Source organism: Virgibacillus halotolerans (assembly GCF_016908515.1).
GTDB lineage: Bacteria > Bacillota > Bacilli > Bacillales > Amphibacillaceae > Virgibacillus_M > Virgibacillus_M halotolerans.
Map to the genome: position 1 here is coordinate 267599 of NZ_JAFBEA010000002.1, position 21227 is coordinate 288825.

Below are 21227 nucleotides of genomic sequence, written 5' to 3' on the forward strand. Positions count from 1 at the left end.
GGGTATATATGAATACAAAATCTGTATCAAAAATAGAGAATCATGTCAAACATTTAAATAACGCCTGGGAAACGGGAGTAGGGGTTCAGCCACTAACTGTGCTGGATCCTGATCTCACGATTGATGAAGCCTATGCAGTACAATTACACACGATTGACCAACAGGTTAAAAGTGGTCAGCGAATCACAGGTAAAAAAATTGGTTTAACATCAAAGGCAATGCAAGACATGCTCGGTGTTGGTGAACCTGATTACGGGCATTTACTGGATGGAATGGCATACGAAAACGATGGAAAAATTCCATTTCATCGTGTTTTACAGCCCAAAGTGGAGGGAGAAATCGCCTTTATCTTAAAAGAAGATTTAGTTGGACCGGATGTGACGGCACTGGACGTGTTACAGGCAACCGATGCTGTAGTACCCGCACTTGAAGTTGTAGATAGTCGGATTAAAGATTGGAAGATTACGTTAGCCGATACGGTTGCAGATAATGCTTCCTCTGGACTGTATGTACTTGGTGAAAATCCTAAAAAGATAACGGACATCGAAATCAAGCAACTCGGGATGGTACTTTATAAAAACAATCAATTACAAAACACAGGTGTCGGTGCAGCCGCTTTAGGTGACCCTGCAAAATGTGTCGCATGGTTGGCGAATAAACTGGCAACCTATGATATTACATTGAAGGCTGGTGAGGTCATTTTATCTGGTGCGTTGTCTGCTGCGATAGAAGCTCAACCGGGGGACCATTTTTATGCAAAGTTTGCTGAACTTGGTGAAGTACACGTTACTTTCACAGAATAATAGATAAAGATGGAGGGATGATGGTGAGTAAAGTAAAGGTTGGAATAATTGGAACCGGAAACATCGGCTCTGACTTAATGGTTAAATTGACGCGATCGGATTTATTGGAACTAACGGCAGTCATGGGCGTTGATCCAACGTCAAGGGGTATGCAGCACGCGAAAAAGTTAGGACTCCATGTATTTGAAAACGGTGTGGATGGGTTAGTGGATCAGCCAGACTTGGTAGATATCGTTTTCGATGCAACAAGCGCGAAAGCACATCTGCATAATGCAGATGTAGTGAAACAGCTAGGCAAACAAATGTTAGATTTAACGCCGGCAGCGATCGGTCCGTTTATTGCACCGACTGTAAATTTGGGTGAACACTTGGAAGCAGAGAATGTTAATTTAATCACCTGTGGTGGGCAGGCGACGATTCCTATTGTGCATGCGATTAATCAAGTTGCACCAGTAGAATATGGAGAAATCGTTGCCACTATCGCCAGTAAAAGCGCTGGACCGGGAACACGGGCAAACATTGATGAATTTACCGAAACAACTGCAAAAGCGATTGAACAGGTAGGCGGTGCGAAAAAAGGAAAAGCAATTATCATTTTAAATCCGGCTGAACCACCAATTATGATGCGTGATACGGTTCATGCGATTGTGGAAGAGGGGGCAGTCGATGAACAAGCGATTATCGATTCAATCTCGGAAATGGTAGAGAAGGTTGAATCCTATGTGCCTGGATATAAATTACGTACGGAACCAATATTTGATGGAAATAAGATAACGGTATTTCTTGAAATCGAAGGTGCGGGTCATTATTTACCGAAATATGCCGGTAATCTCGATATCATGACTTCTGCTGCTGTCAAAGTGGCGGAGGAGTTTGCGAAAAATCGTGTCAATGTAACAGCAAATTGAGTTTAAGAGAGGAGGAAAAATATGTCTAAACAAAATGAAATTAAAATTACAGAAGTTGCATTACGTGATGGTAGTCACGCAATCAATCATCAGTATACAGTTGAGCAAGTCACAGCGATTGCAAGCGCACTAAATGAGGCACGTGTTCCATATATTGAAGTTACCCATGGTGATGGACTGGGAGGTTCTTCATTACAATATGGTCTATCAAAAACGGATGAACTGAAATTAATTGAAGCGGCTGTTTCAGAAGCTGACTTTTCAAAAATTGCTGTCTTATTACTTCCAGGAGTAGGGGTGATCGAGGATTTAAAAGAAGCAGCTAAAATCGGTGCAAAGATGGCTCGAATTGCCACCCATGTCACAGAAGCAGATATTTCTAAGCAGCATATTCAAACTGCTAAAGAATTGGGAATGGAGACCGTCGGATTTTTAATGATGAGTCATATGGCACCGGCTGAGAAGATAGTAGAACAGGCTAAATTAATGGAGAGTTATGGTGCTGACACGGTTTACGTTGTCGATTCAGCTGGTGCGCTACTGCCACATCAAGTCACAGAAAGAATCAAAGCACTAAGACAGGAATTAACCATTAATGTCGGCTTTCATGGTCATAATAACTTGTCTCTTGCGATGGGAAATACATTAGCAGCTATTGAAGCCGGGGCTACAAGAATTGATGGCAGTATTCGTTGCTTAGGTGCTGGCGCAGGAAATACGCAGACAGAAGTATTGGTTGCCGTACTGGAAAAAATGGGTATTCAAACAGGCATCGATCTATTCAAAATGATGGATATATCGGAAGACATTGTGGCACCCATTTTGCAAAAACCGCAGGAAGTTAATCGTGACAGCTTAACATTAGGTTATGCGGGCGTTTATTCCAGTTTTCTATTACATGCTAATCGGGCTGCACAGAAATTCTCGGTCGATTCCCGTGATATATTAGTAGAACTAGGAAAAAGAGAGATTGTTGGTGGTCAAGAAGATATGATTGTTGACGTTGCTGCAGAGCTTTCTAAAGCAGAAAAATCGTCTGTTTAATGAATAAAATAAATCATCGTATATTTGGAGGATGAACATGGATAAAGATCTGATTAAAGAGCTTGCCGATTATGTGCACAACGCAGAAAAGGAAAAACAGGAAATTATAAAAATTACAACTGAACGCTATCCGGAACTCTCCATTGAAGAGGCCTATTTGGTTCAGGAAGAGCTGGTTCAGCAAAAGCTGGATGCAGGCTATAAAATAATTGGCCCAAAGATGGGGATTACCAGCGAGGCCAAAATGAAGCAAATGGATGTGGATGATCCAATATATGGCTATGTCTTTGACAATATGGTTGTCAACGAAGGGGACACGATTTCAATATCCGATTATATCCATCCAAAGGTTGAGCCTGAAATTGGATTTATATTGGATAGAGACTTAGAAGGCCCAAATGTTACAGCACTTGATGTCCTACGGGCAACGGAATATGTCTTTCCAGCCATCGAAATCATTGATAGCCGCTATGAGAACTTTAATTTTACATTGCCAGATGTCATCGCAGATAATACATCTGCAGCGGGTGCGGTATTTGGAACAAATTTAAAAAGGCCTGAATCATTAGAGTTGGATGTAGTAGGTGTTACTTTGTCCATTAATGGTAAGGTAGAATCATTAGGTGCTGGTGCTGCTGTATTGGAGCATCCTGCCAATTCAATTGCTAGGCTAGCAAATATGCTAAGTAAAAAAGGCGAAAAGGTGAAAGCTGGTCAGCCCATTTTATCGGGTGGTATTACCGCAGCGGTACGATTGGCACCAGGTGACTTTGTCAATGCAAAATATGGTGGTTTAGGTGATGTGTCGTTTTTCGTTAAAGAATAGGAAATAATTTGGAGGGGGTGGATTACTTGCCACTAGTTAATATTCAAATGATGGAAGGCAGGACACCAGAGAAAATTAATGCATTAATAAAAAATGTAACGAATACGGTTAGTGAGTCATTGGATGCTCCGAAAGAAAATGTACGCGTTATTATTACGGAAGTGCCAAAAACGCATTGGGGTATTGGCGGGAAGAGTGCAAAAGAATTGGGTAGATAAACCCGATTTGAAGTAGAATTATGCACTAATCTTTGAACGCAGATAATGCGGACGTTCCTGTCCACGTTATCTGCGTTAGCACTTTCAGAGGTGTATGGATTTTGGTTTAGCTATACTTAGTGATGGTTGGGATGCAGATTTCATTGTAAATCCATCCCTGAAGTCAGAGAGCAAAAATAAGATACTTATGAATTTGTTGAAGGTGCTGTTTTCGGCAAAACGATTATTTCGTCTAACATTTCCACTCTCCCGTTAAAAGATATATGTTTAATAGTTACTAATTTAGGAGATGGAGTTAAGGGAGGGGAAAGCAATGCAGATAACAACAAATGCAGAAACGATCATTGAAAAAACAAAAATAAGTAAATTCCATGGCATGTTACTTTTTTGGGGTGCAGTTTTAATGCTGTTCGATGGTTTTGATTTAACCATCTATGGCGCAGTTGTTCCTACTATAATGGACGAATGGGGAATTTCTGCTGTTCAGGCAGGGAGATATGGAAGTTATGCCCTATTTGGAATGATGTTTGGAGCATTAATATTTGGTACTTTGGCAGATAAATTAGGCAGAAAAAAGATTATCTTAATCTGCGCTTTTTTCTTCAGTTTATTTATGCTTCTAACTGGATTATCCCCAAGTCCAGAAGTGTTTGGGCTATTCCGTTTCCTTACTGGTTTAGGATTAGGTGGCATGATGCCAAATGTCATTGGGTTGATTAGCGAGTATTCTCCAGAAGGAATGCGCAGTCGTATGATCGCTACGATTATGGCTGGATATTCCATCGGAGGTGTTATCGCAGCCTTTCTAGGTATGATTCTTATCTCTAATTTTGGTTGGGAGTCCGTATTCTTCTTTGGTGCCATTCCATTATTGTTCTTGCCTTTCTTAGCGAAAGCATTACCAGACTCAGTTGGAACGTTGGTTGATATAAATGATTATAAAGGGATACAAAAAATCCTTGTGAAGGTTAATCCAACTTATAAACCTTCTGAAAATGAAATATTTGTGTTAAATAAGCCCAAAGAAACTTCTTCTCCAGTTAGCAATTTATTTACTGGAAAAAGAGGACTTTTAACGGTGATGATCTGGTTAACATACTTTATGTCACTATTGATGATCTATGGATTGAATACTTGGCTGCCTAAACTCATGACCGAAGCTGGATTCCCACTTGGATCAAGTTTAAGTTTCCTTTTAGCGCTAAATGTGGGAGCAACAATCGGTGCCATTCTAATGGGATGGGTAGCAGACCGTTGGGGCGTTGGTAGATCCCTTATCTTGTTCTTTTTGATTGCCACCATTTCGATTACAAGTTTGGGATATGCAACAAATATGATTCTATTGTATGTAATGGTAGCAATCGCAGGGGCAGCTACCGTAGGGACGCAAAATCTTGCACACTCCTATACTTCCCAATTCTATCCAATCACAATAAGATCAACAGCATTAGGATGGGCATTAGCAGTTGGACGGATTGGAGGAATCCTTGGGCCGGTTATTGGCGGTATTTTACTTGCTTCACATTTAACTTTACAGCTAAACTTTTTAGTATTTGCCATACCAGGAGTCATTGCGGCATTTGCTGTATTCTTAGCCAATCAACAAGGTCGAAAAGTAATAGAGGACGACCAGAAACTGAAAAAGGTTGCTAATTAAAAAAGTTTGACTACCTTCAATGAGACGCTGATTCCGTAAAAGTTCTTTTGCGAATTCAGCGTCTTTTTCATTCCACCCCCGGCACTAAATGCAAGGGGTTTTAGGATAGTGACAGGTCAACATGTAAAAAATAAATGCTAAATGTTGCGTATAGCGGAATTAGTATCTTTGTTTTTAGATAAATCAATATATAATTAGGATTATAAACCATTCAGCTTTCGTAAGTATGAAAGCGCTAACGGTGGGGGATTAAAAAACGGGGGGAATTACAAATGGAAAATGAATTAAAAAGATTTGATGTTGCGCAGTTAGCCCATGTGGAAATCTTCACACCGGTTCCAGATAAAACACTATGGTTTTTTAAAGAATTATTAGGCATGACAGAAGTAGAGAGAGAAGGGCAATCGGTTTATCTTCGTTCCTATGAAGACTTTTATCATCATTCATTGAAAGTAACGGAAAGAAATGAACCAGGCCTAGGACATGTAAGTTGGAGGGCAAGTTCAAAGAATGCATTGGAACGACGAGTAAAGGATCTGGAGAAATCAGGTGCAGGGAAAGGCTGGATAGATGGCGATCTTGGACATGGGGCAGCATACCAATTTACAACGCCTGATAATCATGCCATGGAAATACTGTGGGATGTGGAATATTATCAGGCACCAGAAAGCGAAATAACATTATTGAAAAACCGTCCGCAAAAACGCCCGAATAAAGGCGTTCCGGTTCGTCGTCTTGATCATGTTAATTTGTTGTCCAGTGATGTTACGTTGAATAGAAACTATATGATGGATGAGCTTGGATTTAATTTAAGGGAACATGTGGTCAAGAATGATGGATCTGAAATTGGCGCATGGTTAAGTGTTAGTCCGTTAGTCCATGAACTGGCATTGATGGGTGACCAAGGAACTTCTGAAAAGGGATTAGGAAGACTGCACCATGTTGCCTTCTGGTACGGATACCCGCAACACTTGGATGATTTGTCTGAACTGTTTACGGAAAACGGTATTGAAATTGAGGCAGGTCCTTTAAAGCATGGTGTATCCCAAGCGAAATGTCTATATGCCATTGAACCGGGCGGTAACCGCGTAGAATTATTCGGTGATTCTGGATATCTTATCTTCGACCCGGATTGGAAGCCAGTAAGATGGACAGAAGAGGAAGTGGAACAGGCGATTATTTTCTATGGTGCACCACTACCGGATTCGTACTTTAAATATGGCACACCAAATGTAAAAGCCCCAGTAGTGGGATAGATATTGTAGCGGGTGTATGTTTCATAGGTTACACATGCAGGAATTTAAATAAAAGGAAGGCAGTTATCCACTTGAAGGGGGGGACTGTCTTCCTTTTATTTTGTGTTACTTATAAGGGCGTAATGAAGTAAGGGACTATTTTTTTAAGCAATTAAAGATTTAAATTCTAACCTTATTATGTAAGATGTGCCAATTCAAAAGAAAATTAATAAAATGAAGTAATTTTATTTCATATTATAATGCAGGCGAAAGAGAGATGAAGGTTATATTTTAGCGTTTTAATCAAATCGTCTTCAAACAAACTGTACGAATAGGTCTAATTTTTCATTTACTTAGACTCAAAAGTAGATTGTTATAAGATTCACCTATATATATAATTATAATCATAGAGCTTAGAAGCAGCCAGTTACATTGTTATGAAAGCGCTATCTGCGTTGCTTTATAGCTCAAAAAAATTTGGAGGTAATGATAATGAGATTTGGTATTTATGTAGAATTTCAAAATCCGGAACAAAATAAAAAGTCACATGAGCAAGTATACCGGGAAATATTGGAACAAATAGAGCATGCAGATAAACGAGGATTTACAACATTTAACACTTTAGAACATCATTGGTTCGAGGAATTTTCTATTTCCGCAAATCCAATGGCATTTTTTGCGGCTGCGGCACAACGAACAAAGAATATTCGATTTAGAACCTGTTCCCATGTTCTCCCACTGCATAATCCAATGGTATTTGCAGGTCAGGTAGGGGCAACAGATATCTTAACAGGTGGACGATTTGAATTTGCAGTAGGTCGTGGTCATGCTTGGGTATTCCCAAAAGCTTCCATTCCATTAGAGGAATCAAGAGGGCGTTTTACAGAATCGTTAGAAATCCTCGAGAAAGCATTTTCAGAAGATACATTCTCGTACCATGGTAAATATTATGACGTTGAAAATGTAAAAGTCGTACCGAGACCAACCAAAAAACCAAGGATACTTACTGGTGGGGCAAGCAACCATAATTATGAATTGGCAGGAAAAAAAGGTTGGGGTGTACTGATTACACCAATGCTTCCCCTTGAAAAAGTTTTACCACAGCTGGATATTTATAGAGAATCTTGTGAAAAGAATGGAAATACGCCAGATATTGTTTTTGTTCAAGCCCTCTATTTAGATGAAAACGGGGATAAAGCAAGAAAAGAAGCCGAACCGTATATCAGACAATTTTTGAAGGGAAATGTGGCGCCTACGAAAGAGCTTCCACCAAAAGAGGTACTATTGGAAAAGGACTTTGGATTTTACGCTAGTGGGGCTTTGGAAGCTACTGCAGAAATTCCATATCAAAAACTATTAGATGATGACTATGTATGGGTTGGATCACCAGAGGAAATCAAAGAGAGAGTTGCGAAGGTTATTGAAGCATGTCCTGATATATCGGAAATATCAATGCTTTGTACCTATGCTGGAATGGAGCATTGGAAAACCATTCGCACACAGGATCTTTTCAGTCAACAAATTATGCCCCATTTTCAAAAAGAAAATAAAGTTAAGGCAACCACTGTGTAATCGTTAAAATTCTATTGATTGGTATTTGATAAATTACACAAAAATATAGAGGGAGCCGGTGATTAAAGAAATGATTATTTCTTTAAATCTCCTTTCTTTTAAAATATATCTCTTATATAAATTATGAAATATAAAAGCAGTTTAATTAGCGGCTGTTGGAGCAAATAAAGAGAGGATGTAAAAAATGGTCATTGATGATTTACCAATGCATTCATCGTTATTTCCATTTGAAAGGTTCATCCATTTGCCAGATAGGAAATTTATAGATTGGTGTATTGAAGAATACTCAGTTAATCAGGGTATTTTCAATGTAATTGACCAGTGGTTTTTCGATTACGGCTTGGAAAATATTATTGTACGGCGCAAAGCAATTATAAGTTTTCTCTTACATGCAAATTTACATGTCAGTAAAGGAAAAACTTATATTCAGTTCGGAAAGGGCGGCGTGAAAAAAAGTCTTCATTATTTTGTTAACGAGTGCTAAATTAGGTAAACTGAATAATGAGGTGAATCTATGTGATGAAAGCTAGTGAACTATCCTTAAATGACTTGCTAGAAGTATCACAGCAATCTAAAATGCTTTTAAAAAGCCACCATATGTCCATTTCCAGTTTGGATGCATGGGGCGATTCGAGAAAGGATTTAATTAATGCCCTTGGAATTGAGCGTGCTAAAAGGTTCTTAATTCGTAGTGGTTGGAATAATGGCAAACGTGAAGCAAGAATGTTAAAAGACTCAATACGCTGGAAAGATAAGTATGAATGGTTGATTGCAGGATCAAAAATGCATTACCTCAACGGACGGACCCTGTCCTACCCAGAAACATTTCATGCAGATATGGAAAATGGGGAATTTGATGTCGATGGTTACTGGATTGATTCTTATGAAGCAGAACAACATCTTCATCATTTTTCCCATTATCATGAACCTATTTGTTTTTATCTCGTTGGTTATGCAGGTGGTTATACAAGTGAGTGCATGGGGAAGACAATTATTTTCAAGGAAACACAATGTAAGGGGAAGGGCGACAATCACTGTTCTTATGAAGGAAAGACTCTAGAATCATGGGGGAATGATATTTCCGATGATTTGATATATTACAAGGATATTGATATGGCAGATGAACGGGATCAAATGTATCAATATGTAGAACAACAAAGAGAGAAATTGAAAGTTGCCAACATATTAAGCCGTCAGTTGACGGATGCTATGCTTGAAGGGAAAGGATTAAAAACATTTGCCGACATTCTCTGGCAAAGTGTTCATTGCCCGATTGTAATTGAAAATAGGCAATTTGAAGCGTTTGCGAGATGTGGTGAGATACCTGGAATCGCTCATGAAGTCACTGCAAAACATGCAGTAAATCAGGTAGACGAGATGGTTGGAAGTAATAGAAGGCTTATTACTGAATTAAAAGAAAAAACATTTAGGTTACTATCTGTACCTATTATTGCTGGGCAAAATATTTTAGGGTTTATAACGATAGTGGATAAGAATGGAAATGATGACTTCAGTTTCGACTTATTAGAGAGAGTAGCTACAATAGCTGCAATATATTTGAAAAACAAACGAATTGCGATTGAAACGGAGGAAAGGTTAAGGGGAGATTTGGCTAAGCAATTATTGAACGAAGGGGATATAGATGAATACGAAGTTAATAACCGTTTGAGTTTACTTGGTTACGATTTGAAAAATACTTATTATATCTTTCATATAGAAATAGATAATCGGGATCACAAAGATTATCTGAAAATCCGTGAAAAATTCACAGCAGTTTTTAAACGTGATATGGAAGTTTATGGTAGCCGATCACTTCTTTTTACTTCGGGTGCAAATTATATACAGGTTATTGTCGCCAAAAGTCTTATTGAAGATAAACAGATAACGGTAAAGAAGTACGGAGAACAAATTCTAAAGCACATTGGTAAACAGCATATATATGTAGGAATTAGTGAAGAAACACAGAATGTATATCATTTTAGTAGGCAAGCAAAAGAAGCTAAAAAGGCGGTAGAGCTTGCAAAAATGAAGGGCAAAACATCCACTGTGATACTGTCAAGCGAATTAGGTCATCTTACATTGTTATTGAATGCACGTGATCCAAATGAATTGAAAGCGTTTGCTGAAAGGGAATTGGCTTCACTAATAGAATATGATGAAAGGAAGAATTCAGCATTATTGCAGACTTTATTTAGTTATTCGCAAAATGAATTTAATCTCCATAAAACTGCAAGGTTAATGCACGTATCTATAAGTGGTATGAGGTACCGGATCCAGAAAATAGAAGAGTTGTTGGACCTAACATTAACTAATTCCAATAGTAGATTTGAGATACAACTTTCATTACAAGTTTTATTCTTATTTGGTGGAATAACCTCCAAATAAAATTTACGGATTATATTGTCAGGAAGTTATAATCAAAAATTGTATAGGAGGATAAAAATGAATCCAAAAGAATTTAGAAATACGATGGGTAACTTTGCAACAGGTGTAACTGTGATTACAACATCGAAAGGAGAAGAACTTATTGGCATGACCGCGAATTCGTTTTCTTCCTTGTCGGTTGACCCACCCTTAATTCTAGTGTGTATCGATAAAAAATCAACAAGCATGAGAGCATTTTCTCGTGATCATCCTTTTGCCGTGAACATTTTACAAGAGGAACAGGAAGAGGCTTGTAGTGGTTTCGCTAAAAAAGGAGGAAATAAGTTTGAACGCGCATCTTACTATTTATCTGAAACTGGTGTGCCGGTTTTAGAAAATAATATGGCGACGATTGAATGTACAGTTTACGATATTTTAGAAGGCGGAGATCATTATATCATTACTGGTTATGTCCAAAATGTCTCTTATAACAATGAGAAGAAGCCATTGTTGTTTTTTCGGGGGAAATTCGGATCGATTTTTGAGGATATTACGATAGCAGCGAAATAATAATCTGGGCTTAAAGGGTTATCTAAATTAGAAAAATAATTATTAAAATAGTAATAGGAGGAAGTAAAATGTTATCAAAAGCAGATAATCAATTGCTGACACAAACTGATTCAGGAACACCTATGGGAGACTTATTTCGAAGATATTGGATTCCAGTTGCAAATTCCGAAGAATTAATAGCGGACGGTAAACCACAACGAATACGACTTTTAGGTGAAGATTTGGTGGCTTTTCGGGATACAAAAGGTGATGTTGGTCTCGTAGATGAACGCTGTCCTCATAGGGGCACATCCCTTTATTACGGTATTAATGATGGATGTGGACTTCGTTGTATGTATCATGGGTGGAAATTTGATACAAATGGTGACTGTGTTGAAATCCCTTCCGAGGAAGAGGATGGTAAATTCAGGAAGTCTATTAAATTAAAAAACTATCCAATTCAGGAAGCCGGTGGTGTGATATGGACTTATATGGGACCAGCCGAAGCGGAACCACCTTTACCTGATTTTCATTGGTTAGGGTTATCCAGAGAGAATAAGTTGATTGAGCGTGTTTGGCAGGAATGTAATTATGCACAAGCTATGGAGAACGATCTAGACTTTGTCCACGCGGCATTTCTGCATAGGGCACATGGTGAACAGGAACTAACTTCCGAAGGTGTATTAAGTAGTGATTTGGGGATCGATCCAGATCACCCACTAGTAAAAAATCCACCTGTTAAACAAGCTGTGCAAGATACAAACTATGGGAAACGTTGTGTTGCCGTAGGAATTGGGAATGAGACGGAAAATGCCTTCATGGAAATCCATTACATTTTCCCTTTTTATACCTATCCACCTAGATTTGCTGGTGAAGATGGAATGTGGCATGCGTTTATTCCGCGCGATGATAATAGCACATGGGTCTGGGATGTGCAATTTTCACATGATAGGGAGATTGATGTTCAAGCGCAGCATGATCGTCGTGGACTAACATTGGATGAAGATTTACGAAAATACAAAAATCTAGAGAACGAATATGACCAGGACCGTTTGTTACAGAAAGAAGGGAACTTTACGGGTATTCGTGGAATAGCAAACCAAGATCACGCAGCAACTGAGACAATGGGTCCAATTGTTGATCGATCTATAGAAAGACTGGGTACAAGTGATCTACCAGTTATTCAAATGCGCCGTTTGCTACTTAGACAGGTAAAAGCATTTCAAAAAGATCAAGAACCTATGCAATTAGAAAATGCGTCTTTAAGGACACTGTTGAGTGAAGGCTTGTATGATGATAATCAAAAAACATGGCAAGAAGCATTTCCATTAAAAGAACGATTTGAGAAAAAGAAGGAAGTAAAAAGTTGAATGAAAAATATTATGATGATTATCGCTCCTTCGGTTATTTGAAAGCAGGTATTGACTATAGGTTGTATGAATTATCAGATGATTTAAATCATTCTTATATAACTAAACTTAATGAAGAAGATGAAGAAGAAGTATCAACTATATTATCAGAAAAAATGATTGTATCTATGCGTGATCATGGATTTATTGTCCCTAAACATTTTGAGGATATCATTCCTTATTGCCAGGACTTGCATACTTCTTTTCATTATGAAGGAATAGCTAAATCGGGTATCGATGTTATATTTGAAAACTTTATGGACGGGATAGCTATTACCACTTCAAAAAATGGTCTGAAATGGGATGAAGTGATTTATTTATTAGGGATGCGATATGCAGATATTGCCCACCAAGAAAGTGTGTACATTGCTAAAACATATAAAGATTTAACAAGCGCCAAAAAGAACAAGCAAACGGCGCTGCTTCCTTCTCTTGAGGCTGCAAATGTATTAGAAAATGAAGTGGACAGGGTTGATATACTTTACGGACTTGGGATTCGATGTATGGGGATCACGTATAACGAAGCGAATACATTAGGTGCTGGTTTAATTGAAAATAACGGGGGATTAACTAATTTTGGACGTCGTGTTATAGAACGAATGAATCACCTAGGAATGATTATCGATATTTCCCATTGTAATGAAAGCACAAGCCTTGATGTCATTCATTATAGCGAAATGCCGGTCTTAATCACACATGCAGGAGCTAAATCCTTATGGAATACAGCACGGATGAAATCAGATAAAGTGCTTCAATCGTGTGCTGAAAAGGGAGGAGTAATCGGTATTTGCGCAGCTCCAAATACGACGGTAACGCATGAGCGCCCTGTTCATTCAATCGAATCAGTAATGGAGCACTTTGAATATATAGCCAGTCTTGTTGGAATAGATCATGTAGGCTTTGGTCCTGATACATTTTTTGGTGACCATGTTGCTCTGCAACATGCATTTGATGATCGATTAGGTATTTCAGCATCACATAAAGGCGAGATGGTTAAGGAAGCGAAATATGTGCAAGGAGCGGAAAATCCTTCAGAAGCAATGAAAAATATGGTTAGATGGCTTGTGAAGCATGAATATAAAGAAATAGAGATTGAAAAAGCAGCTGGTCAAAATGTGATGCGTGTAATAAAAAATATTCTTAAATAGTAGGATAGCGAGGGTTAAAAATGAGGGATAAAGTTGTTATTGTTACCGGGGGATCAAAAGGTCTTGGTAAATACATGGCAAAAGATTTCGTTGAAAATGGCGCTAAAGTTGTGATCACAGGAAGAAACGAGGATAGCTTGACAGCAGCAAAAAAAGAGATCGCACATGAAAATGGAGAGATTGACACTATCCAGATGGACGTGTCGGACGTTTCTGCAGTTAAAAAAACCGTGAACACTGTTATAGAAAAGTGGGGACGAATTGATGTATTAGTCAATAATGCTGCAGTTCGAAAGGAAACAGGTATTGAAGAGATCGATGAAGAAGAGTGGAACAATATCGTTTCAATTAATTTAGGTGGGACATTCTTCTTTTCACAAGCCGTTATTGAACAGATGAAAAGTCAAAAGTGGGGGCGGATAATTAATGTATCTTCATACGGTGGTCAAGCGGGTCCTTTAACGTCAGGAGCCCACTATTGTGCATCGAAGGCTGGACAATTTGCATTAACAAAGACATTTGCTCGTTATTTAGCAGATAGTGGTATTACTGTGAATACAGTATCTCCAGCGGCAATTGAGTCTCCAGAAATGGAAAAAATGGATTCTGGCAAATTAAAAGTAATGAAAAGGTCAATTCCAGTTCAACGGTTTGGTAAGTCAGAGGAAGTTGCGAAAATGGTTTCTTATCTCGCATCCGATTCGACTGGATATATTACGGGAGCAACTTTTGATATCAATGGCGGGTTATTAATGCGTTAAAATTTGAAAGGGGATGTGTGCATATGTCAGATATTAAGCACGGAGCACCGGAAATACCAACTCCGCTTAGAGTCTTTATGACGTTTGAGTCGACAGGTTGGTTTGAAACAACACAGAAACAAAAGGAACAAGAATTATTACCTAATTTAAAGAAGATATTAAACGAATGGGAGGAAAATGGATCAAAATTACTAGGAACTTTTGATAGGGATATTATGACAGCTGGATCATCGGGGCCAGTTAACTGGCATGCTTGTTTTCTATATGATGTTCCAGATTTACAAACGATTACCAATATGACGCATGCCTTTAGAGATGCAGGTATTGATCGATATTTTCGTATAGAGGCTTCCATTGGTCGACCATTTTTTCTACTGGAAAACTAACTTCTTAATTAAGACTCTAAAAAACAATGGTTTAATACAGTCAGATTGTGGGATCGATTATAGATACATTTGGTTTTTTTCTAATATTCGATCCCAATTTTCTATATAGGGTTAAAATATAAAATGTTTAAGCCTACGCCTATTTGCATTTGGAATTTCTACCTGGAGGATAGGAACGATTGGGGAGGATGGATGTGGACTTAACTGATTACTTAATTAATTTTTTAAGGATTGAGGAAAATTGGCTCATTGAATCGGAACCAGCTTTTCAACTGGAGTTGGATAAATTTGAGGAGGCTATTGAATGAATGACATATTTTTCAAGGATATTGAAGCAGTGACCACATTAATAGATAATAGAGAAGTGTCTCCGGTAGAGTTAACTGAGCTTACACTTGAAAGAATTAAAGAAAATTCCCCTTCACTTTGTGCGTTTATAACTGTAATGGAAAAAGAAGCGATTGCACAAGCAAATCAATTAGAAGATGATCTGCGTAAAGGAAAAAATAGGGGGTTTTTACACGGTATTCCAATAGCCGTGAAAGATATTATTCAAACAAAAGGCACTCGAACAACAGCTGGATCAAAAGTTTTTCAAGAATGGGTTCCCGATGAAGATGCAACAGTGATCAAAAAACTTAAAAATGCAGGTGCTATTATTATTGGTAAGACAAATTTACATGAATTTGCAATGGGAGCAACGACAGAGAATCCACATTTTGGGAATGCAAAAAACCCTTGGAATTCGCAAAAAACTCCGGGTGGTTCAAGTGGAGGTTCGGCAATTGCTGTAGCGACTGGGATGGCATTTGGGGCAGTAGGTACAGATACAGCTGGATCGATACGCCTTCCAGCTGCAATGTGTGGGACTGTCGGAATGAAGCCTACATATGATTTGGTAAGTCGTGAGGGAAGTTTGCCATTTAGCTGGTCTCTTGATCATATTGGACCAATGACAAGAACAGTAAAGGATGCCTCAATCATGCTTGAAGTTATGAAGGGAAATAATGAAAAGAACCATTCGGTCTTAATTGAAAATTCGCTTCAAAATTTACAAGGAGTAAAACTTGGTTTTCACGAGACATATATGTTCACGCAGATTGATAAGGAAATGAAATCAGTAATTATGCAGGCATTTAAGCAATTCGAGGCATTGGGTGCCGAGATTGTTCCAATTGATTTACCTAAATTAGAAGATGCATTAGAAGGATTGAAAACAATTGCTCAATCAGAGGCCCTTTCATTTCATGAGCCCCTTTTGAGAGACTATGGAGATTTATATGGAGAGGATTTAAAATACCGCTTTCAGTTTGGAAAGGACATTTCAGCAACTGATTATATTAGAGCACACCGGATAAGGAAAAAGTTTATCGAATATACAATGGAACAGATGATAGGGATAGATGCATTAATCGGACCAACAAATGTTCAGCCACCACTTGATATTGGAACCATGGTGCCAGAGCAAGCGATCAGTAATATGTTTACACTTGGGAAAACACCATTAGCAAATATACTGGGATTTCCTTCTTTATCTATTGCATGCGGATTTACAACCGAGATTTTACCTGTAGGATTACAGCTTATAGGAAAGCCATTTTCTGATCAAAGAATTCTCGAAATTGGTGATTGTTATGAGCGTTCAGAGAAATGGTCGATGGCGTTGAAAAAAAATAAGAACTACATCTATACGAATCAACTTTAATGAAAAGAGAAATCGTAACAGCTATTGGTAGTTTTATGGGGGTGAAACGGGCGTGTTAAAGGTAATTAGTAGATTTTTTGATCATGTAATAGACATAATGGCTTTCTTTGCTAGATTGATAATCGCGTTCATTGCATTATTGATCGTTATTGATATCATTACCATCAACTTTTTTAATTACTCATATCCCTGGATATTGGAAGTTACAGAGTATCTACTAGCGGCGTTTCCGCTTCTTGGTGCTGCTTACTTATTAAAGCAGGATGGGCACATTAAGCTTGATTTATTTTTGAATAAATTAAGGGAAAGAAAAAGGTTTTTTTTAGAAACCATTAACTCATGTATCGGATTAATCATTTCTTTAATAATAACAGTGAGTGGATTTTTTACAACATGGGGTCTTTATGAGAGAGGGGTTCGGACAGAGTCTATATTAGAAGTACCTCGTTTTTTACTCATCGTAATAATCCCAATAAGCTTTATGTTCTTATCTATACAATTTTCAAAAAAACTTTTGCACGTATTTAAAAAAATTCGTGGAACCTCCTAAATTGGTTGAAAACGTGAGTAAACACTTAAATATACTGAATGGGAGGGTCTATCATGGAATGGTGGGGTATTTTAATCCTGGTTTTCGGAGGAGTATTTTTCCTTTTAATTATTGGATTACCAGTAGCATTTTCATTTATAACTATTAATATTATCAGTGTAATTATATTATGGAATGGTGAATCGGGATTAAATCAATTGATATTAAATATGTTTTCCGCCACATCTAAGTTTTCTTTATTACCTATACCAATGTTCATACTAATGGGGGAAATTATGTTCAGAACCGGATTAGGAGGAAAAGTTTTTGATGCGGTTGGCAAATGGTTAGGTAAACTACCAGGTCGTTTAAGTATTATAGCTGTCGGTAGTGGAACATTATTTTCAGTGCTGAGTGGCTCCAGTGTTGCTAGTACAGCATTACTCGGGTCGTTACTAGTACCGGATATGCAAAAAAAGGGTTATAAGAACGAAATGTCAGTAGGACCAATTTTGGGAAGTGCTGGACTTGCCACTATGATTCCGCCAACGGCATTAGGCATTTTGTTGGCTTCTCTCGCTTCAATACCTGTTGGACATTTTTTACTGGCGATAACAATTCCAGGTATTATATTAGCTTTTTTATTTCTTATATACGTCATTGTCAGAAGTTATTTACAGCCAAATCTTGCCCCAGTCTATCATGTCGAGAAAATATCGTTAACTGAAAAGCTAATTGATACTGTTAAATACATTTTACCTTTGGGCATTATCATATTCCTATTATTGGGTGTCATTATATTGGGATTAGCAACCCCAACTCAAAGCGCTGTTTTAGGTGCTCTGGGAACAATAATATTATCTTACTTTTATGGTGGATTAACATGGACAACAATTTGGGATTCATTGACTGGGACAATGAAATCAAGTGTTATGATTTTTATGATAATGATTGGATCTACCACATTTGGTCAAATTTTAAGTTATACAGGAGTTACACAAGGTTTTGTCGGACTGATTTCTGATATAAATGTCCGTCCTATTTTTATATTAATATTGATCCAGATCATATTACTTATACTCGGCTGTTTTATGGAACCTCTATCAATTATGATGATTACACTTCCAATGTTAATGCCGATTTCAAACAGTTTAGGATTTGATCCATTGTGGTTTGGTGCAATTATGCTCCTTAATATGCAAATGGCAACAATTACACCGCCGTTTGGAATGGATCTATTTGCTATGAAAGGTGTGACTAAGGATACTGTCACTATGGTTGAGATATACAAATCGGTAATACCATTTTTATTTATAAATGTAATATTAATGGTAATCATGATCGTTTTCCCTGAGTTAACACTTTGGCTACCAAGTTTGACTAAATAATGTGTTTTAAATGATTACCTTTATATCTTTAACCTAACAAGTCCCAATATTACTCATATTCAGACCTATTAGGTTGTTAAAAATATCTTTCGAATACTGTAAAATTGAATTATGTTATAGATGATTATTACTCTGTTGCGGGCTTATTTAATTGAATGAATGCAAAAAAATATAATTAAGGGAGGGGAAATATGAGATATTTCAATGTATTAAAACCTATCATTTTTTTATTAGTAATCGTTCTTTTAGCAGCCTGTAACTATGAGGGAAAAGCCGAAAATGGAAGCAACAATTCCAATGAGATAACTTTAAATGCGGTTAGCTTTTTACCGAAAAACAATGAGTTAACAGCAACGCTTCAAGAGTGGATCGATAGGATTGATGAAGCAACTGAGGGAAGGGTGAAGGTGAACTGGAGGGGTGGGGGCGAAGTAATTCCAATTAGCGAGCAATATGAGGCTATGAATTCCGGAGTCGTGGACATCAATTTTACTTATGTAGGGCAGTATCAATCAATGCTCCCGGAATCCCGAAGTATACCAATCTCACAAATAGAACCATGGGAGGAAAGAGAAAATGGTTTTTATGAATTGATGGTCGAACAACATAAAAATATAAATGCGATGTATTTAGGACGATGGTTAACAGGTTCGCCAAGGTTGTGGCTAAATAAACCAATAAAGAATATGGATGATCTGAGAAATATGTCCATTAGATCAGCACCTAATTATTCCCGCTTTTTTGATAAGTTAGGTATATCTTCGGCTATGATTGATCCTTCAGAAGTTTACACTTCATTACAAACTGGAGTTGTAGAAGGATTTGTATATGGAGGTCTTAGCGGACCTAGAAGAGATGGTTGGACTGATTCATCTAAATATGTATTAGATGAACCTTTCTGGACACAAAACTGTGTAATATTAATGAATAATGATAAATGGGAAGAAATTTCAGTTGAAGACCAGAGAGCGATAATAAGAGCTTCAGCAGACTATGAAAAATATATGGTTGCGTATTATGAAAATCTATATAAAAAGGAAAGAAAAGAATTGGAAAAGGAAGGAGTCAGCTTTATAAAACTTTCCAATAGAGAGGAAGAAAAATTTTTAAAAGTAGCTTATGAGACTGAATGGAAGGGTTTACAAAAGGATGTCCCTGAACTATTAGAAGAACTAAAAGCCTTAACTACAAAAGAGTGAAGAATATATTAAGTTTTGGTGTTTTATATTTTGTGCTTTTCTAAAATATCAGCTGAAGAGGAGAGTGTTTTATGATAACGAGTGAAAATGAAGAATTAAAGAATCCAGCTAGTACTGATCCGGTTGATATTACAATAATTGGCGCAGGTCCTACCGGGTTGTTTACTGCTTTTTACTGCGGGATACGACAGGCAAGTGTTAAAGTGATTGAAAGTTTACCGCATACAGGTGGGCAATTAACCGCCTTATATCCAGAGAAATATATATATGATGTTGCAGGGTTCCCAAAAGTTCGAGCTCAAGCGTTAGTAGATAATTTAGAAGAACAAGCGAAGATGTTTGATCCATCGATTATTTTAGATCAATCAATAGAAAAGGTGGAAAGGCTAGAGGACAATACATTTAAATTGACTACCAATAAAGAAATTCATTATACAAAGACCATTATTATAACAGCTGGTAATGGAGCATTTCAACCACGTCGCTTAAATGTTGGGGAATGTGATCAATTTGAAAATATTAACCTGCATTATCATGTAAAAGATATGAAACAATTTAAGGATAAACATGTGATGATCTTAGGTGGTGGAGACTCTGCAGTTGATTGGTCACTGATGCTGGAGCCGATTGCAAAGAAAGTTACATTAGTCCACCGACGGAATAATTTTAGGGCGTTAGAACACAGTGTCGAGATGTTACAGAAATCTAATGTAGATATTTTAACACCCTTTTCTCCAATAGAAATCACTGGTGATAATAAAATAGATAAGGTGAAATTACAAGAGGTGCAGGGTGATAAGGAAATTGACTTGGAAATTGATGCGATACTTTGTAATTATGGATTTGTTTCTTCATTGGGACCAATCAAAAATTGGGGGTTAGAGATAGAGAAAAATAGCATCGTTGTCAATACGAAAATGGAAACCAATATACCAGGGATATATGCCGCAGGGGATATAACCACCTATCCTGGAAAAGTGAAATTAATTGTTACAGGATTCGGTGAAGGGCCAACAGCAGTTAATAATGCAAAAGTGTATATTGATCCAAAAGCAAGAGTACAACCAAAACATAGTACAAGTTTAATAGGTGACCCTAAAAACAAACCTGAAACTATATCCATCTAAACGAAGTAGTTAATTATCCTAAGTCCAAAAAATAAGAAGGAGGAGTTTGAATTGGCTTTTGTTATTACCTCACCTTGCAATGGTGAAAAGTCAGGAGAATGTGTGCAAGTATGTCCCGTAGATTGCATAAAAGAAGGCAAAGATATGTTCTTCATTGATCCTGAGTTATGTATTGAGTGTGGAGCATGCGAAGATGTATGTCCAGTTGAGGCAATATTTATTGAAGATGAGATACCAGAGGAGGAAAGTGAATATATTGAATTAAATCGTAAGTTTTATCAGCCTGAATAGTAAGTAGATAGAAAAGGGATGATTTTACTGCATCATTCAATTGGAAAACAGTTACAATGAGAAATCATTATCTCATACGCTTCTATTAATCTATTTTATATAATAGTG

The 21227-nt window shown here is 37.5% G+C and carries 21 protein-coding genes; all 21 read left to right on the forward strand.

Annotated features, from left to right (window positions below; all coding sequences use genetic code 11):
• The first annotated feature begins 8 nt into the window (after positions 1-8).
• The 21 genes from JOC34_RS07610 (at position 9) to JOC34_RS07710 (ending at position 21119) form a co-directional block, all read left to right on the forward strand.
• Positions 9-803 carry a 2-keto-4-pentenoate hydratase gene (locus JOC34_RS07610; RefSeq protein WP_205136156.1) on the forward strand — a complete coding sequence of 265 codons (795 nt, stop codon included), beginning with the start codon at positions 9-11 and terminating at the stop codon, positions 801-803.
• Between the two features lie 23 nt (positions 804-826).
• Complete coding sequence (locus tag JOC34_RS07615) at positions 827-1711, forward strand: acetaldehyde dehydrogenase (acetylating) (RefSeq protein WP_205136157.1); 885 nt, start codon at positions 827-829, stop codon at positions 1709-1711.
• Positions 1712-1732: 21 nt separating this feature from the next.
• Positions 1733-2755, forward strand: a complete 1023-nt coding sequence (gene dmpG, locus JOC34_RS07620; protein ID WP_205136158.1) for a 4-hydroxy-2-oxovalerate aldolase — start codon at positions 1733-1735, stop codon at positions 2753-2755.
• A gap of 37 nt (positions 2756-2792) precedes the next feature.
• Positions 2793-3581 (forward strand): 2-keto-4-pentenoate hydratase, encoded by a 789-nt coding sequence (locus JOC34_RS07625; protein ID WP_205136159.1) that lies wholly within the window; start codon positions 2793-2795, stop codon positions 3579-3581.
• A gap of 26 nt (positions 3582-3607) precedes the next feature.
• Positions 3608-3799, forward strand: a complete 192-nt coding sequence (locus tag JOC34_RS07630) for a 4-oxalocrotonate tautomerase (protein WP_205136160.1) — start codon at positions 3608-3610, stop codon at positions 3797-3799.
• Positions 3800-4112: 313 nt separating this feature from the next.
• A complete protein-coding gene (locus JOC34_RS07635; RefSeq protein WP_205136161.1) occupies positions 4113-5456 on the forward strand; it encodes an MFS transporter in 1344 nt (447 codons plus the stop codon).
• Between the two features lie 272 nt (positions 5457-5728).
• A complete protein-coding gene (locus JOC34_RS07640; protein ID WP_205136162.1) occupies positions 5729-6712 on the forward strand; it encodes a catechol 2,3-dioxygenase in 984 nt (327 codons plus the stop codon).
• Between the two features lie 471 nt (positions 6713-7183).
• Positions 7184-8263 carry an LLM class flavin-dependent oxidoreductase gene (locus tag JOC34_RS07645; protein ID WP_205136163.1) on the forward strand — a complete coding sequence of 360 codons (1080 nt, stop codon included), beginning with the start codon at positions 7184-7186 and terminating at the stop codon, positions 8261-8263.
• A 184-nt stretch (positions 8264-8447) separates the two neighbouring features.
• The gene (locus tag JOC34_RS07650; RefSeq protein WP_205136164.1) at positions 8448-8747 is read left to right on the forward strand and encodes a hypothetical protein; all 300 of its coding nucleotides are present in this window, start codon (positions 8448-8450) and stop codon (positions 8745-8747) included.
• 35 nt (positions 8748-8782) lie between these two features.
• Complete coding sequence (locus JOC34_RS07655) at positions 8783-10648, forward strand: XylR N-terminal domain-containing protein (protein ID WP_205136165.1); 1866 nt, start codon at positions 8783-8785, stop codon at positions 10646-10648.
• Between the two features lie 57 nt (positions 10649-10705).
• Entirely contained in the window at positions 10706-11197 is a 492-nt protein-coding gene (locus JOC34_RS07660; RefSeq protein ID WP_205136166.1) for a flavin reductase family protein, read from the forward strand.
• Between the two features lie 68 nt (positions 11198-11265).
• Positions 11266-12546, forward strand: a complete 1281-nt coding sequence (locus JOC34_RS07665) for a Rieske 2Fe-2S domain-containing protein (protein WP_205136167.1) — start codon at positions 11266-11268, stop codon at positions 12544-12546.
• Positions 12543-13733 (forward strand): dipeptidase, encoded by a 1191-nt coding sequence (locus tag JOC34_RS07670; protein WP_205136168.1) that lies wholly within the window; start codon positions 12543-12545, stop codon positions 13731-13733. The genes JOC34_RS07665 and JOC34_RS07670 overlap by 4 nt, the downstream gene beginning before the upstream one ends.
• Positions 13734-13753: 20 nt before the next feature.
• Complete coding sequence (locus tag JOC34_RS07675) at positions 13754-14494, forward strand: SDR family NAD(P)-dependent oxidoreductase (RefSeq protein WP_205136169.1); 741 nt, start codon at positions 13754-13756, stop codon at positions 14492-14494.
• Positions 14495-14517: 23 nt separating this feature from the next.
• Positions 14518-14880: a hypothetical protein gene (locus tag JOC34_RS07680; protein WP_205136170.1), complete on the forward strand. Its 363-nt coding sequence runs from the start codon at positions 14518-14520 to the stop codon at positions 14878-14880.
• A gap of 304 nt (positions 14881-15184) precedes the next feature.
• Positions 15185-16585: an amidase gene (locus JOC34_RS07685; RefSeq protein WP_205136171.1), complete on the forward strand. Its 1401-nt coding sequence runs from the start codon at positions 15185-15187 to the stop codon at positions 16583-16585.
• A gap of 52 nt (positions 16586-16637) precedes the next feature.
• Positions 16638-17135 (forward strand): TRAP transporter small permease subunit, encoded by a 498-nt coding sequence (locus JOC34_RS07690; RefSeq protein ID WP_205136172.1) that lies wholly within the window; start codon positions 16638-16640, stop codon positions 17133-17135.
• 53 nt (positions 17136-17188) lie between these two features.
• Positions 17189-18502 (forward strand): TRAP transporter large permease, encoded by a 1314-nt coding sequence (locus tag JOC34_RS07695; protein WP_205136173.1) that lies wholly within the window; start codon positions 17189-17191, stop codon positions 18500-18502.
• 191 nt (positions 18503-18693) lie between these two features.
• On the forward strand, positions 18694-19701 hold the full coding sequence (gene dctP / locus JOC34_RS07700; RefSeq protein ID WP_205136174.1) for a TRAP transporter substrate-binding protein DctP: 1008 nt from the start codon (positions 18694-18696) through the stop codon (positions 19699-19701).
• Positions 19702-19772: 71 nt separating this feature from the next.
• Positions 19773-20828, forward strand: a complete 1056-nt coding sequence (locus JOC34_RS07705) for an NAD(P)/FAD-dependent oxidoreductase (protein WP_205136175.1) — start codon at positions 19773-19775, stop codon at positions 20826-20828.
• A gap of 51 nt (positions 20829-20879) precedes the next feature.
• The gene (locus JOC34_RS07710; RefSeq protein ID WP_205136176.1) at positions 20880-21119 is read left to right on the forward strand and encodes an indolepyruvate ferredoxin oxidoreductase subunit alpha; all 240 of its coding nucleotides are present in this window, start codon (positions 20880-20882) and stop codon (positions 21117-21119) included.
• Positions 21120-21227 lie beyond the last annotated feature (108 nt).

What these genes read in the sequence shown, in the direction of transcription:
- JOC34_RS07610 (WP_205136156.1), top strand. Translation starts at nt 9, where the DNA reads ATGAATACAAAATCTGTATCAAAAATAGAGAATCATGTCAAACATTTA.
- dmpG (WP_205136158.1), top strand. Translation starts at nt 1,733, where the DNA reads ATGTCTAAACAAAATGAAATTAAAATTACAGAAGTTGCATTACGTGAT.
- JOC34_RS07625 (WP_205136159.1), top strand. Translation starts at nt 2,793, where the DNA reads ATGGATAAAGATCTGATTAAAGAGCTTGCCGATTATGTGCACAACGCA.
- JOC34_RS07635 (WP_205136161.1), top strand. Translation starts at nt 4,113, where the DNA reads ATGCAGATAACAACAAATGCAGAAACGATCATTGAAAAAACAAAAATA.
- JOC34_RS07640 (WP_205136162.1), top strand. Translation starts at nt 5,729, where the DNA reads ATGGAAAATGAATTAAAAAGATTTGATGTTGCGCAGTTAGCCCATGTG.
- JOC34_RS07645 (WP_205136163.1), top strand. Translation starts at nt 7,184, where the DNA reads ATGAGATTTGGTATTTATGTAGAATTTCAAAATCCGGAACAAAATAAA.
- JOC34_RS07650 (WP_205136164.1), top strand. Translation starts at nt 8,448, where the DNA reads ATGGTCATTGATGATTTACCAATGCATTCATCGTTATTTCCATTTGAA.
- JOC34_RS07655 (WP_205136165.1), top strand. Translation starts at nt 8,783, where the DNA reads ATGAAAGCTAGTGAACTATCCTTAAATGACTTGCTAGAAGTATCACAG.
- JOC34_RS07660 (WP_205136166.1), top strand. Translation starts at nt 10,706, where the DNA reads ATGAATCCAAAAGAATTTAGAAATACGATGGGTAACTTTGCAACAGGT.
- JOC34_RS07665 (WP_205136167.1), top strand. Translation starts at nt 11,266, where the DNA reads ATGTTATCAAAAGCAGATAATCAATTGCTGACACAAACTGATTCAGGA.
- JOC34_RS07675 (WP_205136169.1), top strand. Translation starts at nt 13,754, where the DNA reads ATGAGGGATAAAGTTGTTATTGTTACCGGGGGATCAAAAGGTCTTGGT.
- JOC34_RS07680 (WP_205136170.1), top strand. Translation starts at nt 14,518, where the DNA reads ATGTCAGATATTAAGCACGGAGCACCGGAAATACCAACTCCGCTTAGA.
- JOC34_RS07685 (WP_205136171.1), top strand. Translation starts at nt 15,185, where the DNA reads ATGAATGACATATTTTTCAAGGATATTGAAGCAGTGACCACATTAATA.
- JOC34_RS07695 (WP_205136173.1), top strand. Translation starts at nt 17,189, where the DNA reads ATGGAATGGTGGGGTATTTTAATCCTGGTTTTCGGAGGAGTATTTTTC.
- dctP (WP_205136174.1), top strand. Translation starts at nt 18,694, where the DNA reads ATGAGATATTTCAATGTATTAAAACCTATCATTTTTTTATTAGTAATC.
- JOC34_RS07705 (WP_205136175.1), top strand. Translation starts at nt 19,773, where the DNA reads ATGATAACGAGTGAAAATGAAGAATTAAAGAATCCAGCTAGTACTGAT.